This is a genomic window from Ruegeria sp. AB9, from assembly GCF_056542585.1.
Genome location: NZ_JBQGAA010000022.1, coordinates 26,020 through 40,183 on the forward strand (window position 1 = coordinate 26,020; position 14,164 = coordinate 40,183).

Consider the following 14,164-nt stretch of genomic DNA (forward strand, 5'->3'; position numbering starts at 1 on the left):
ACGGCAGGGCAGATGAGTCTTTTCCACCTGATTCTCGTAGCAATCATTCAGGGAATCACTGAGTTTTTGCCTGTATCTTCATCCGGTCACCTGATCCTATTGCCGAATCTGTCGGGCCTGCAGGATCAGGGTCAGGCTATAGACGTCGCAGTGCACGTGGGAACACTGGGCGCGGTGATTCTGTACTTCTGGTCAGATGTGAAACAGGCCCTGGCCGGGCTACCGCGCACCTTGACCGGGCGGGTGGATACACCTCAGTCCCGACTCGCTCTGGGTCTGATCATTGCAACAATTCCAACCGTGATTGCGGGCTTCACTCTGTACATGACCGGATTGAGCGAGGCCATGCGTTCGATCACAGTCATCGGATGGACAATGCTGGGTTTCGGTCTGTTGCTGTATTGGATGGACCAGAAAGGCCCCGAAACCAAAGAAGCCGCCGATTGGGGAATACGTGACGCGTTCATCATGGGCCTTTGGCAGGTTCTTGCGCTGATCCCTGGCACGTCGCGATCCGGGATTACCATCACAGGCGCGCGTCAATTGGGATATACTCGAGAAGATGGCGCGCGGATTGCCATGTTGATGTCGATCCCGACAATTCTGGCGTCAGGTACTTTGTTGGCACTAGATGTGGCGCGCGAGGCCGATGCGCAACTAGCCCGGGATGGCGCCATTGCGGCGCTGTTTGCATTTGTCTCGGCCCTGCTGGCGCTTAGCCTGATGATGCGGCTTCTGCGCAGCGTAAGTTTCACACCTTACGTCATCTACCGCATCATTCTTGGCACGATCCTGCTGTTTATGGCGTACAGCTGATCAGATTCGCAGGTTTTTGGCCGAGTTCTGAATGTCGTCATACTGACCCGCGGGCCGGAATTTCCACAGGTACTCAGGCAACACCGATTCCAGCGTGGTCGGCGCAATACCAAGATCCGCAAAGGACTTGACCCCGTCTGATACCACATTGTCGTGACGCAGGTTCTTGAGCTGATCGCGGGTCAGAATGTTATTCGGGAATAATTGGAAACTGGCGAATTTCGCGATGTCCAGCACACTCGCCATAATCCGGGCAGCAAAAAACGGCATGCCGATGATGACACGACGACGGTGAATCACATCAAGCATTTGCTGCATCAGGGCACGGAAGGTCTTCACCTCGGGTCCGCCAAGCTCATACACGCCCGGCTCGGTCTGACCCAGCACACCTTTGACGGCAGCCTGGGCCACATCGTCCACGAAAACCGGCTGGAATTTGGTTTCGGCTCCGACCAGAGGCAGGAACGGCCCCATGCGGGTCATCCCGGCAAAACGATTAAAGAACTGATCTTCGGTTCCGAAGATTACCGAAGGGCGCAGGATCATGGCTTTGGGCATATGTTTCAATACACCCGATTCGCCTTGCGCCTTGGTCTGAGAATATTCGCTGGCGGCATTCGCATCTGCACCAATGGCCGAGATATGAACCATTCGTTCGATACCCTGCTCGGCTGCCAAACGCGCGATTCGTTCAGCGCCTTCGGCCTGAACCGTCTCAAAACCGTTTTTGCCCAGCTCGTTCAATACGCCCACGCAGTTCACAACCGCATCGGCGCTCTGCATCGCAAGCGCGACCGAGGCATCGTCGCGGATATTGCACAACACCGGCTCAACCTGACCCACAACACCATAGGGTTTCACGAACATGGCCTCATTCGGGCGACGCACTGCCACCCGCACTCGCCAGCCCTCACTCGCCATGCGCCGCGCGATGTAGCGGCCGACAAATCCCGATCCGCCATAAATCGTCACCAGTTTCGACATGAGAGGGCTCCTGCTGAGAAATTGCGCCCTAGAACTAACGCCAGCAGGCCAGTCTAACAAGGCGCTAATTCGCCGCGACAGATGTGAAAATCACAGCCCCAAAACACCGGCGAACAAATGAGTTCAAAAAACTTTCAGAAATCTCGCCGAATCTGGTTGACGCCCCCCGCCACTAAGCTTAAACGCCCCTCCACGACACCTGCCCAGGTGGCGGAATTGGTAGACGCGCTAGCTTCAGGTGCTAGTGTCCGTATGGACGTGGAGGTTCGAGTCCTCTCCTGGGCACCAAATCCTTCAGAAGTGTATTTGGTAACGTATTGATTTCACTGGAAAACAATCGTGGCAATCGACTGTCGCCACATGCTTTAAGCCAGTGATTGTATTACTTGCTCACGCTTGCTTGTCTTATATCTATTCAAAGCACAGGTTTTCGGGTGCCTCGTAAGGCTCGGAAAAACACGTGTCGAGACTTGCGAACCACTACCCAACACACACGAAGACCATCAGCATTTCTGCCAGCAATGTGCAATGTTTCTAATTGCAAACTGCTTTTCTAGCTGTTCCTCACTCTATAGCTGTCTGCAACGTGTGCGGGATAGCATTCAACTCGCGTAAAATACGGCTTGCGTAACTTGCCAATACCGCTGGACATCAAAACAGAGCAGATCAGGTGATGCAGCACGGATATAGGTCAAGCCTTGAATGCTGAAACGACATCCTGCCTGACGCCGCAGGCTTGCACCTGAGCAAATAAGCGCTGCCGCCGCGGCAACATTCCGCTTTGTGAAAATATCCTGTCTTTGCGATCCTCCAGATTTGTTCTACTTCGAGTAAACCATTTTGATGGGGGTCAAAATGAAGCTCAGTGCACTTGAAATTTGTTGCATCGTACTGGCCAGCGCAGTGGCAGCGGCCGGGTTTGTCGGAGCAGCAAATGCTGTGATTTCGGCTATTTGAACGTGTCGTGCGTCGGATCCTGAAAGTGGTCCTGGCGGTGTGCGTGACACCTTCAGTTCTTTATGCCGCACGATCAGTCTCTTGGTTTTGAAGGTCTCGCCTTCGGTACTTACAGTGACTTTCGTCGGTCAGATCAGATTGATCGCGCGCTTTCAGCATCACGTGACAGATTGTTCCGACACGATCTCACCGAAACGCGTAAAGAACTTCGCCGACAGTTTCTTGGCGGTTCCAGCGATCAACCGACTACCCAACTGAGCGATCTTGCCGCCGACATCGACCTTGGCCGTATAGGTTAGAACCGTCTCGTCACCATCTTCGGTCAGCGCAACCTCGGCCCCGCCTTTGGCAAATCCTGCTGCCCCGCCCTTGCCTTCACCCGTCAGCGAGAACCCGTTCGGTGCATTTGCCGTGTCCAGCATGACTTCGCCTGCAAAGCGAGCTTTGACCGGGCCAATTTTCAGAACCACCTTGGCCTCAAGCTCAGTCGGTGAATTCTGTGTAAGTTCTTCGCACCCGGGGATACAGTCTTTCAACACCTCAGGATCATTCAGCGCGCGATAAACCACGTCACGAGGCGCCGAGATACGAATTTCATCAGTCAGTTCCATTCAGGTCTTTCCTTTGTTCAACAACATCTTGGGAAAACACGCAACGCCACCTCCGTGGCCTCTTTGGCGTCTTGTTTCGGGCGGGCAGCCCATCTGCCGCGCAAGCGTTCAAGCAAGCTTTTCATCATGAGAAGCCTCCGTCGATTTATTGCTGTTTCGCCACATCACGATCTCTGCCAGGATCGACAAGGCAATCTCATGTGGGTCGATGGCGTGAATATCCAGTCCGGCCGGAGATTTCAGGCGCGCGACTTTCACAGGATCCATCCCTTGCGCAATCAGCTTTGCGGTCAAAGTTTCTGCCTTGCGACGGCTTGCCACCATCGATACGCGGGCAGCGGCAGTATCCAGCGCGGCCTTCAGCGCCGCCGCATCCTTACGCCCCTGTGCAGCCACCACAACGAAGTCCCGAGGCTCCACACCCAGCGCATCCATCTGATCCAGAGCGAATCTTGCGTGGTCTCCACTGGCCTGAACCCCGTCTTCAACCACCGTTCGAAACCCTGCCAGCGACCCGTGCTCTGCTACGGCTTTGGCAATCAATCCATCACCGAAAATTACCAGCCGTGGCGCGTGCTGATAGGGTTCGACCAGCAAATCTACTGTGCCGCCGGACGGACACCCGCTTTTGAAGGTTTGAACGCCGTCCGGGTCTGTCATGTTCACCACTTTTTTCGAAGGTTTGACGCGGATCATTTGCGGAGCGCCACTTGCCAGCGCCTGCTGCGCTGAGGTTCTAACCGCGCGCTGCACACAAGCCCCGCCGAGATGCCCCAGAATCTGGCCGTCTCGTGTAATTGCCGCTTTGCCACCCGCCTTGGCCGAGGTCGCATCCGCTGTTCGCAGAACCGTCGAAACACAGAAGGCTTCTCCGGTCTCGCGCAGCTGTTCGATGGTGTCAAAAATATCGAAATTTGCCAATGTTAGACTCCCTTCACAGCTTACGGAAATGCGGTTCCAACGCAGCCAATGCATCAAGAGTATTCGCGGAAAGATGGGCATCCAGATAGGGCTCTGCCGCCTGCATCCCCGCTGCAACAGGCTGATAACCCTTCCATCCCTTCAGAGGATTCAGCCATACAATCCGGCGTGCCTTGCGCTTTATGCGTGCCATCACATCGCCCAGAGCCTGCGGATCAGAACTGCAATATCCGTCCGACAGGATCAGAACTACGGTACGCCCGTTCAGTGCCCGCGCGCCGTATCCGGAAAGAAAACGCTCCAGACTGCCGGAAATATCGGTGCCGCCCCCAAATCCTTCAGCCATCAACGACAGGCGCCCCGCCGCCCGCAGCGTATCGTGATCGCGGAGCGCATCGGTGACCCGCATCAAGCGCGTGTGGAACAGATAAGCGTCCGCCTCGGTCCCGCTACCGATCAACCCTTTCAGAAAGGCAAGAAACACCCGGGAATAGACGGTCATTGAACCACTCACGTCGCACAACGCCACAATCCGCATCGGGCGGGGAGGTCGAGCTCGGCGATACAGGTCCAGCGGCTCACCGCCACGCGCCAGACTGGCTCGCTGTATTCGGCGCATATCCAAAGCGGGTCCACGTAACGCCCGTTTACGTCGACGCGAACGGCGATCCCGAATGGCACGGGCCAAGGCCAGAGCGACCGCTTCAGCTTTTCTCAGGGACTGTTCATCCATCAGCTCCCGCAAGTCCCGGCGTGACAGGTTGGCCGTACGGGTCGCGATCAACTTCCCGTCCATCCCTTCGGCCTCCCCGTCACCCGGGTCAGGAGTGGTGGCTTCCTGAGCGGTGTTCGACAGCGCATCATTCTCCGCCCGATCTTTGCTTTGCCAGATCATCGGCTTCGCAGATTGCACCCGCACATGCGTATTTTCAGCAATGCCGGAACGTTGTTTACCCGCGTTGAACCAATAAGCGTCGAATAATTCATCAAAGCGGCGCCAATCGTCAGTATCACCGGTCAATACAGCGCACATGGCCTGACGAGCCTGATTGGCATCCGTTGCATCAACTTGCGACAACACAGCCAGCGCATCCCCCGCGTCCAGAGCGCCAACTCGCATACCGTTCATGCGCAAATGCCCGATAAAGCCCGACATGCGGTCCGCGAGGCCCGAAGCTCGAGATGGGAACCGTGTGACCTGCATCACGCCACCCGTCCAATCAAGCGGTCCATCACCTCAGGTGGGGCTGCGTCGTAATCGGCCACGGTTTTCAACAAACACACCAGAGTCGCCTGCACTTCTTCCTTCGACTTGGCCAAATCATTTACACCCAGCCCCGACAAAGCAGCCGCCCAATCCAACGTTTCGGCAATGCCCGGCGTTTTTTCCAGATCTTCTTTCCTCAGCGCCTGTACGACCCCGATGATCTGACGTGCCAACACCCTTTCAATCCCAGGCATTCGAGCTCTCAGGATCGCCATTTCCGTTTCCTTCGACGGGTAATCAATAAAACTGTACAGGCACCTGCGACGCAGCGCGTCCGACAAATCCCGCGTCCCGTTGGCCGTCAGGATCACGATCGGCCGCACCTTTGCTTGCACGGTTCCCAGCTCTGGGATCGTAATCTGAAAGTCAGACAGGATTTCCAGTAGGTAGGCTTCGAATTCCTCATCGGCCCTGTCGATTTCATCAATCAACAGAACGGGTGATTCTTCTTCAGATATGGCCTCTAACAAAGGGCGTTTCAGCAGAAACTCGTCGGAAAACAGGTGTGTCTCACCTACCCCTCCTCGAGCCTCACTGGCGCGGATGGCCAATAACTGACGCTGATAATTCCACTCATATATCGCATGGCTCGCATCCAGTCCTTCATAGCATTGCAACCGGATCAGACGCGTATCGCGCCACGCTGCCATTGCCTTTGCCACTTCGGTCTTGCCCACACCGGCAGGGCCTTCCAACAGCAAGGGTCGGCCTAATTGTTGTGCCAGATGCAGTGCCATCGCCAACCGGTTGTCGGCAACATAGCCCTGCGCGGCCAACCCGTTTTGCACATCACTCAAAGTCAAAATCAGGATCCAATCTTCATCTGGCCAAAAATACCTCGGGGGAGGTTCGGAGGGGGCAGAGCCCCCTCCGTTCTGTCGGACCGGCATTTATGCCGGTTCGAAACAATTTACCCGTGCATCCCCAACCCATTAGCGATCTTCCAGATCCGCCAGTGATCATGCGGCATGTGGCTTTGCACCAGCCCAAAGGGCCGGAACGCGTCATGCACCGCGTTTGAAAACGCAGGCACTCCACCTACATTCGGGCTTTCTCCCACACCCTTCGCACCAATTGGATGGTGCGGCGAGGGCGTCACCGTGTGGTCCGTGGTATAGTTGGGCGTCTCCCACGCGGTCGGCAAGAAGAAGTCCATCAGCGTACCGGTCTTCACATTTCCCATCTCATCATAGGCAATTTCCTGTCCCATAGCGATGGCCAGCGCTTCGGTCACACCGCCATGGACTTGACCCTCAATGATCATCGGGTTGATCCGTGTGCCACAATCATCCAGCGCATAGAACTGCCGCACCTCCCATTCGCCGGTATCCACGTCGATCTCCATGACGCAGATATAGGCCCCGAACGGGTAGGTCATATTCGGCGGGTCATAGTAGCTGACGGCCTCCAGACCGGGCTCAAGCCCCGGAATGGCCTGATTATAGGCGGCGAAGGCAATCTCCTTCATGGTCTTGAACCGCTCAGGCGCGCCTTTGACGGCGAATCGATCCACGTCCCATTCGACGTCATTGTCGTGCACCTCAAGCAGATAGGCCGCGATCATCTGAGCTTTCGCTCGGATTTTGCGGGCAGCCATCGCCGTGGCCGCACCGGCAACCGGCGTAGACCGAGACCCATAGGTGCCAAGCCCATAAGGTGCGGTGTCCGTATCACCCTCTTCCAGCGTGATGTCATCTGCGGGCAGGCCAATCTCACTTGCGATGATCTGGGCAAAGGTCGTGGCATGGCCCTGACCCTGGCTGATTGTCCCCAGCCGCGCGATGGCGGACCCGGTTGGGTGAATGCGAATCTCGCAGCTGTCGAACATGCCAAGCCCAAGGATATCGCAGTTCTTCACCGGCCCCGCACCCACGATCTCAGTGAAATGCGTCAGACCGATACCCAGCAGCTTGCGAGTTTTGCCGGCCTTGAACTCCTCGACCCGCTGCGCCTGTTCCGCGCGCAGACCGTCATAGTCCACAGCTTTCAAAGCCTTGTCCCAGGCGGTGTGGTAATCTCCCGAGTCATACTCCCAACCCAGCGCAGACTGGTACGGGAACTGATCGGCCTTGATGAAGTTGATCCGGCGCAGCTCGGCCGCGTCCATGTTCAGCTTGATGGCAAGAACCTCAATCATACGCTCGATGAAATAGGCGGCCTCGGTCACCCGGAAGGAACAGCGATAGGCCACCCCGCCCGGTGCCTTGTTGGTATAGACACCATCCACAGCCAGATAGGCGGTGGGGATGTCATAGGACCCGGTGCAGATGTTCATGAACCCTGCGGGAAACTTGGTCGGGTCGGCACAGGCGTCAAACCCACCATGATCCGCCGTGGTATGACACCAGAGACCAGTGATCTTGCCATCCTTAGTGGCCGCGATTTTGCCCTGCATCCAGTAGTCGCGGGCAAAGGCGGTGGACATCAGGTTTTCCATCCGGTCTTCGACCCATTTCACTGGCTTGCCCGTGACAATCGAAGCCACGACAGAACAGACGTAGCCTGCGTAAGCCCCAACTTTGTTGCCAAACCCGCCACCGATATCGGGGCTGATCACGCGGATTTTATGCTCTGCCAGACCAGAGATCAGCGACACAACCGTCCGGATTGCGTGCGGTGCCTGAAACGTCCCGTACAGTGTCAACTTACCGGTCACCTTATCCATCGAGGCCACGCTGCCACAGGTCTCAAGGGGGCAAGGGTGGGTCCGATGGTAGTAAACCATTTCTTCGGCAACCACGTCAGCCTCAGCCAGAACGGCCTCGGTCGCGTCTTTGTCACCCTGCTCCCACGTGAAAATATGGTTGTGATGCTTGCGTGGCCCGTGTGCGCCCTCTGTCTGACCTTCGAGGTCTTCACGCAGGACGACATCGGATTTCAGCGCCTCGAATGGGTCGGTGATAACGGGCAACTCTTCGTAATCGACTTCGACCAATTCAACGGCATCCGCCGCGATATATCGGTCTTCGGCAACAACAAAGGCCACTTCCTGCCCCTGGAACAGAACCTTGCCGTCCGCCAGCACCATCTGCTTGTCACCAGCCAGGGTCGGCATCCAATGCAAACCCAAGGGCGACAGGTCTTCGGCGGTCAATACAGCGATCACGCCAGGCAGCGCCAAAGCAGCCTCTTTGTTCACACTGACGACGCGGGCGTGTGCGTAGGGGGAGCGCACAAAGTCACCGAACAGCATCCCGTCCAGTTTGATGTCATCGACATAGTTACCCCTGCCTTGGGTAAACCGCACATCTTCGACACGTTTGCGGGCGCAGCCCATGCCTTTGAGGTTGGCGGCGCGTTCTTCGGGGGGCAGTGTCTGGTCGTTCATTCCGCAGCCTCCTTCTGAGCGTTCAGCATGTCAGCCGAGGCCGAAATCGCCTTGACGATGTTCTGATATCCGGTGCAGCGGCAGAGGTTCCCCGCCATTCCAAAGCGGATGTCTTCCTCGGTCGGGTTTGGATTTTCCTGTAGCAGGCGATGCGCACGGGTGATCATGCCCGGTGTGCAGAAACCGCATTGTAGTCCGTGATGTTCGCGGAACATTTCCTGCAATACACCCAGACTGCCGTCGGCTTTAGTCAGCCCTTCAACGGTGGTGACATCGGCTCCGTTTACCTGTGCCACGAAGGTCGTGCAGGATTTGACGGATTTGCCGTCGATATCCACGGTGCAAGCCCCACAATGGCTGGTCTCGCAACCGATATGGGGACCGGTGATTTTCAGATCTTCCCGCAGGAAGTGAATGAGCAATGTGCGCGGTTCGGCCAGACCTTCGACCTGTTTGCCGTTCACGGTGAGTTTGACGTGCATTTTCGACATGGTTTCCTCCCCTCAACCCGCGCGGCTTTGCGCGCGGTCGATGGCGCGGCGCAACATCACGGCGGCCACGTGTTTCTTGAATTCAACAGGGCCCCGGTTGTCCTCGACCGGTTCGATGGCATCCAGCATTGCCGCTACGCTGCCCTCGACGTCCCCACCCGCCAGCGCCGTACTGGCGTCTTCGGACCAGACGGGCGTGTCGGCCAGATTAGTCATTGCGACCGAGGCCGCTCCGCTGCCGACCATCACCGCTGCGGCAGCGGTGGCGTAATCGCCGATCTTGCGTTTTTGCTTTTCGTAGGCCTGACCGACACCCGCACCCGGCACTGGGATCGAGATGCGGGTCAGGATTTCCTCATCATCGCGTGCGGTGAAATACGCCGCCTCATAGAAATCACGCGCCGCGACACTTCGGTTACCTTCGGGACCGGACAGCTCAAACGTCGCGTTCAGGCATTGCATCAGACCGGGCATGTCATTGCCCGGATCACCATTAGCGACGTTGCCACCAACCGTGCCCATATAGCGCACCTGAGGATCAGCGATCTGCAATGCGGCTTCGCGGATCAGAGGGATCGCCGCGGCCAACCCACCATGGGTGATCAGCTCGTGCTGCGTCACCATCGAACCCAAGGTCACGGTGTCCGGCGCGATCACAATCCCCTTCAGTTCATCAATCGCCTGTAGATCGACCAGATGACCCATCTCGGCCATACGCAGCTTCATCATCGGGATCAGGCTGTGCCCGCCCGCGATCACCCGCGCTTCATCTCCGTATTCCTGCAAGATGCCGATGGCCGAGGCGATGTCGCCTGGCCGGTGATACTCAAAACCGGCTGGTATCATGTTTTTCCTCCCTGGGTCCGAGCAATATGCCTTGGCGGACCTGAGGATAGAAAAGCGGCGTTAAACCCGCACCCGCCAGTAACGTGAAACGGGGCGCGCAGCTTGTTTCACGAAATGCGAATGAGTTGCACGGGCTGCGATCACAGGCCCAGCGCCTCGCGAATATCCGTCAGGCGGGATCTGCTGACAGGTACCTTCGTCAGGGAGTCGACACCATCGAAATAGCAGGTGCCATTGTCCTTGTGCCGTTCGAAGCTCGAAACGTATTTGGGGTTCACCAGATAGCTTCGATGCGCCCGCAAGAACCCTTCGGAAAACAGACGGGATTCCGCATCGGTGATTGACCATGGGCAAAACAGCTTCTCTGAATCCATATAAAGGACGGTATAATGTCCCTCGGCCCGAATGGCGGCAATTCCGGCGGGGTCTGCAAAAAACGTCTGGCCTTCTCGCTCAAACGGAACACCAGCGCGCATCTGCGTCGGTTCAGGCATGGGATCAGGGGCAGGAGCTGCGGTGGCAGTCTCGGGTTCTGGTTCGATGAACGTGATCCCGGTCAACAAAAAAGCACCGCAAATCAGGAAGACGGATACGGTCACCCCCATTGCCAGCACCTGATTGTCCAGCGCAGGACCCGCGCCGCCGGGGCTGTCACTGGCAACGAAATCGGTCAGACCAGTGGCGACAAAATGCATGGTGAACACAGCCAGCCCGAAACAGATCGTGCCTAGCAGGATGTTGCGTTGGGTTCGGTTGCCATAAGCCACCCAAATGGCGGCTACAGACAGTATCACCGATGCCAAAGTGGACAGAACCACGTCGAATACGTTGTACACCGGGCGGCACAGCTGCATTCCCGCCATTCCGACATAATGCATCACCACGATACCAAGCCCCACTATCACCCCAGACCCAATCATCGTCTGCACCGAACGGGGCCGGAAATGCAGCAGCAACAGCGCCAACCCCACCATCAGGATTGCTACCAGTGCCGACATAAGGGTGATCAGAGCGTCGTAATAGAATAGGATCGGCAGTTGCAGGCCCAGCATCGCCACAAAATGCATCGACCAGATGCCGCCGCCCAGAACGATCGCGGCCAGAGCCACAACAAGCTTGCGCTGCTGACTGTCCAGCTTTGACGCACCATGCGTCAGGTAAAGACCGGTGAACCCGGCCATCAGTGCCACGGCAAGCGATGCCGCCACTAACCAGGCGTTATGCGAGTAGTCCAGCATTTGGGTTTGAGCGCCCTCCCCGACGTGAAGGCGACGTTAGCAAACGGATTTAGCTGCGACAATTCACAGTTGGCTGTTGCGGGGTCAGGCCTGCTTTTGAACCTCGGTCTCTTCCGCAACCTCAACAGCATCTGCCGTCACTTCGACCACATCGTCCTCTTCCACGGGCTCCACGGTTTCAGGCTCTTCGGATTGATCTTCAAGCGCGCCAACGATCAAAGGTAACATGTGTACACCGGTCGCACTTGCGATCTCGGGCGTTTGCGGCGTTTGCCAGCTGAGCGTATCGAAGCTGCCGCAGTTCTGACAGACAGGCCCCCATTCGGGCTGGATATCATGGCAGTTGGTACATACCCATTGCGGACCGCGCGGCGCGTTCAACGCCTTGGCCAACCAGCCTTGCACAACAGCGTCCGAAGCGCCCTCACCCCGTTCGATCGCAGCCATCAACGTATAGGCGCGCGCATCACCTTGTTTTTCGACCACATCGCCAAGCGCACGGCGGGCTTCAGGAAAATCTTCGGCCACGATGTTCAGTTCGGCCAGAATCAGACGAGTTTCCATATTCTCGGGATGAATCCGCGTCAGGGCGGTGAACCGCTTGACCCGTTGATCAGGGGTTTCATCCGGCACGATCTCCGCAAACGCGTGGGCCAGATCCGGGTGCGGCTGAACCTCCCATGCTTTTTTCAGAATCTTGGTCGCGGGCCGGGGTTTGCCTTTGGCGATATACGCACGGGCCGCCATGGCGGCAGCAGGTACCAGATCCGGAGACAGGCGGTTGGCTTCGATCGCGTGCTCCTGTTGTTCGACGGTCGCGTCCTCGTCCAGAATTCCCTTGGCTTCGGACAAGGCCAAAACCGCATCGCGCCGTTTGTATACGTCGCGCGGCAGATACCCGGCCTTCAACTTAGACGTCAGGGTAGAACGCGCTCCTGCCCAATCCTGCGCCTTGGTCTGCAGGTTCAGCAGAACATCCTGCGTCTCTTCGTGGCGTGGTTTGATCGCCAGAGCCTTCTCAGCCAGTTTACGGGCGGTTTCGTCATCACCTTCAGCCAGCTTCTGCTTCATGATCCCGCGCACGCCAACAAACCGGGTCGCGTTGTTTGTCACAAGTTGCTTGTAAGTATCCGATGCTTTTTTTGTGTCACCGGTCATCTCGGCAGCCTGCGCCACCAACAGGTTGGTCAGCTCTGGCTTATTCAGCAGTTTCTCGGCCTTGCTGGCTTTGGTCATCGCGACGCGCCCTTCGCCCGAGGCCAGCGCCATCAGGCCATCGGCCAGTGCCTGATATCCTTTTTGCTCGCGATTGCGGTCAAAATACCGGGACAATGCTGTTTCGTCACCGTTCAGGAATTTCAGAGTCGCAATCAGCAGGCTGAGCAATTTGAAAAACAGCCAGACTGCGAACACCAGCACGCCCAACGCAATCACCGACTGAAGCGGCCCAAGTGTGAATTCCGTGCCCGCGACGGTGATTTGAACCCCGCCGCTGGTTTGCATCAGGAAGTGACCGCCCAGCGCCAGCAGGCCGATAATCGCAACAAAAACGAGGATCTTAAACAATGACCACAGCATGGCAGGTCCTTCAGTTCGAGTTCAGGCTGGAAGCCAGTGTATTCGCCGCATCGACTGCTGCGACCCGTGTTTGGGCCGCCTGCTCCCAATCGGCCATTGCGGTCTGCGCCGCTTCGGGAAGTGATTTCAATTCGCTCAGCGCCTTGGGCAGGTCTCCATCCGACAGCGCGGCCTGCGCGCGCGACAGAACGGCATCCGGTCCATCCCCTTCCTGTGGCGTCACAGAACGGGCACCCGTTTGACGTTGCAGGAAGGCGATCAGGCCAGTGCCCTTGTCGGCATCGCGTGCTTCTGCAAGCGCGGTTCGGGCCGCGGCCGCGAAGCTGTTCCGCAGAGAGGAGAGCGTTTCCACACCTTTTTCAGCCGGTCCTGACAATGCGTCCGACACATCCACACCACCTGCTTTCAGCTCTGCGATCAATTCGGAATAGGGCTGGCCCGCGTCCAACTGCCCATGCAGACGGGATAGAACTGCGGCGTTCGTCGCGGCCTGTGCTTCGGCTGACGCTTTTGTCTCAAGCGCCTGAGCGTCCGAAACCATCTTTTCGACCTCGGCCCGCTGCGAAGCCAAAGAGTCCTGAAGCTTCTTCAGTTCAGCCTCAAAAGCGGCCGTGGCTTCGGCCGAAACACTGGATTCGATCGGGGCTTTCTCAAGCGTCGCGATTCGGTCTGACAACGGTCCGACCTGCCCGGAAAGCGTATCAACCGAAGTTTTGACTGCACTCAGGTCATCTTCCACCGGCGTCAGTTTTTCCGACAGCGCTTTGACCTGATTTGTCAAATCGGAAACATCCGGACTGTTTGCAAGCGCCTGTGACAGCTTGGCAATCTGGTCCGATTGGTCCGTCAGCTTAGATTCCAGTGCCGTCAACGCATCCGAGTTGTCAGAGCCATTTGACAACAGTCCGCCATTGCCCACCGCAAATCCTACTGCAGCCGCAATGGCGCCGCCCAGCAAAGCAGGCACAAAACCGCCGCGCTTTTCAACGACACGCTCAACGGTTTTTTCCTCGACCGGAGCGTTGTTTTCAGTCAGGGCTTCGGCTTCGGCTTCGGCTTCGGCTTCGGCTTCGGCTTCGGCTTCGGCTTCGGCTTCGGCTTCGGCTTCGGCTTCGGCTTCGGCTTCG

12 protein-coding genes and 1 tRNA gene are annotated in these 14,164 nt (G+C 57.3%); 2 read left to right on the forward strand and 11 right to left on the reverse strand.

The genetic code is table 11. The features are described 5' to 3' along the window. The first annotated feature begins 12 nt into the window (after positions 1-12). Positions 13-816 carry an undecaprenyl-diphosphate phosphatase gene (locus ACR0K5_RS23490; RefSeq protein WP_480631962.1) on the forward strand — a complete coding sequence of 268 codons (804 nt, stop codon included), beginning with the start codon at positions 13-15 and terminating at the stop codon, positions 814-816. Here ACR0K5_RS23490 and ACR0K5_RS23495 read toward each other — a convergent pair whose 3' ends face one another. Then, positions 817-1,800 carry a complex I NDUFA9 subunit family protein gene (locus ACR0K5_RS23495; protein ID WP_480631963.1) on the reverse strand — a complete coding sequence of 328 codons (984 nt, stop codon included), beginning with the start codon at positions 1,798-1,800 and terminating at the stop codon, positions 817-819. 201 nt (positions 1,801-2,001) lie between these two features. Here ACR0K5_RS23495 and ACR0K5_RS23500 point away from each other — a divergent pair. Next, positions 2,002-2,088 (forward strand) — tRNA-Leu (locus ACR0K5_RS23500). An 827-nt stretch (positions 2,089-2,915) separates the two neighbouring features. On the opposite strand, the gene ACR0K5_RS23505 is transcribed toward ACR0K5_RS23500, so the two are convergent. From ACR0K5_RS23505 to ACR0K5_RS23550, 10 genes are all read right to left on the reverse strand, one after another. After that, positions 2,916-3,368, reverse strand: coding sequence for an SRPBCC family protein (locus ACR0K5_RS23505; protein ID WP_480631964.1), 453 nt, complete (start codon positions 3,366-3,368; stop codon positions 2,916-2,918). Between the two features lie 108 nt (positions 3,369-3,476). Further along, positions 3,477-4,289, reverse strand: a complete 813-nt coding sequence (locus ACR0K5_RS23510; RefSeq protein ID WP_480631965.1) for an XdhC family protein — start codon at positions 4,287-4,289, stop codon at positions 3,477-3,479. A gap of 13 nt (positions 4,290-4,302) precedes the next feature. Then, positions 4,303-5,493, reverse strand: a complete 1,191-nt coding sequence (locus ACR0K5_RS23515; RefSeq protein WP_480631966.1) for a vWA domain-containing protein — start codon at positions 5,491-5,493, stop codon at positions 4,303-4,305. Further along, the gene (locus tag ACR0K5_RS23520) at positions 5,493-6,359 is read right to left on the reverse strand and encodes an AAA family ATPase (protein WP_480631967.1); all 867 of its coding nucleotides are present in this window, start codon (positions 6,357-6,359) and stop codon (positions 5,493-5,495) included. Before ACR0K5_RS23520 ends, ACR0K5_RS23515 begins: the two co-directional genes overlap by 1 nt. Positions 6,360-6,466: 107 nt before the next feature. Continuing rightward, positions 6,467-8,884: an aerobic carbon-monoxide dehydrogenase large subunit gene (locus tag ACR0K5_RS23525; protein WP_480631968.1), complete on the reverse strand. Its 2,418-nt coding sequence runs from the start codon at positions 8,882-8,884 to the stop codon at positions 6,467-6,469. Further along, positions 8,881-9,375: a (2Fe-2S)-binding protein gene (locus ACR0K5_RS23530; protein WP_480631969.1), complete on the reverse strand. Its 495-nt coding sequence runs from the start codon at positions 9,373-9,375 to the stop codon at positions 8,881-8,883. The genes ACR0K5_RS23525 and ACR0K5_RS23530 overlap by 4 nt, the downstream gene beginning before the upstream one ends. Before the next feature lie 12 nt (positions 9,376-9,387). Next, the gene (locus tag ACR0K5_RS23535) at positions 9,388-10,221 is read right to left on the reverse strand and encodes an FAD binding domain-containing protein (protein ID WP_480631970.1); all 834 of its coding nucleotides are present in this window, start codon (positions 10,219-10,221) and stop codon (positions 9,388-9,390) included. A 140-nt stretch (positions 10,222-10,361) separates the two neighbouring features. Further along, the gene (locus tag ACR0K5_RS23540; RefSeq protein ID WP_480631971.1) at positions 10,362-11,459 is read right to left on the reverse strand and encodes an MHYT domain-containing protein; all 1,098 of its coding nucleotides are present in this window, start codon (positions 11,457-11,459) and stop codon (positions 10,362-10,364) included. Positions 11,460-11,543: 84 nt separating this feature from the next. Beyond that, entirely contained in the window at positions 11,544-13,037 is a 1,494-nt protein-coding gene (locus ACR0K5_RS23545) for a heme biosynthesis HemY N-terminal domain-containing protein (RefSeq protein ID WP_480631972.1), read from the reverse strand. Between the two features lie 10 nt (positions 13,038-13,047). Continuing rightward, positions 13,048-14,164 (reverse strand): COG4223 family protein (locus tag ACR0K5_RS23550; protein WP_480631973.1); only part of this gene is annotated, 1,117 nt, incomplete at its 5' end.

Bases quoted from the DNA above. Each gene is read 5' to 3' on its own strand.
- ACR0K5_RS23490 (WP_480631962.1), top strand. From the start codon at position 13: ATGAGTCTTTTCCACCTGATTCTCGTAGCAATCATTCAGGGAATCACT.
- ACR0K5_RS23495 (WP_480631963.1), bottom strand. From the start codon at position 1,800: ATGTCGAAACTGGTGACGATTTATGGCGGATCGGGATTTGTCGGCCGC.
- ACR0K5_RS23505 (WP_480631964.1), bottom strand. From the start codon at position 3,368: ATGGAACTGACTGATGAAATTCGTATCTCGGCGCCTCGTGACGTGGTT.
- ACR0K5_RS23515 (WP_480631966.1), bottom strand. From the start codon at position 5,493: ATGCAGGTCACACGGTTCCCATCTCGAGCTTCGGGCCTCGCGGACCGC.
- ACR0K5_RS23525 (WP_480631968.1), bottom strand. From the start codon at position 8,884: ATGAACGACCAGACACTGCCCCCCGAAGAACGCGCCGCCAACCTCAAA.
- ACR0K5_RS23530 (WP_480631969.1), bottom strand. From the start codon at position 9,375: ATGTCGAAAATGCACGTCAAACTCACCGTGAACGGCAAACAGGTCGAA.
- ACR0K5_RS23535 (WP_480631970.1), bottom strand. From the start codon at position 10,221: ATGATACCAGCCGGTTTTGAGTATCACCGGCCAGGCGACATCGCCTCG.
- ACR0K5_RS23540 (WP_480631971.1), bottom strand. From the start codon at position 11,459: ATGCTGGACTACTCGCATAACGCCTGGTTAGTGGCGGCATCGCTTGCC.
- ACR0K5_RS23545 (WP_480631972.1), bottom strand. From the start codon at position 13,037: ATGCTGTGGTCATTGTTTAAGATCCTCGTTTTTGTTGCGATTATCGGC.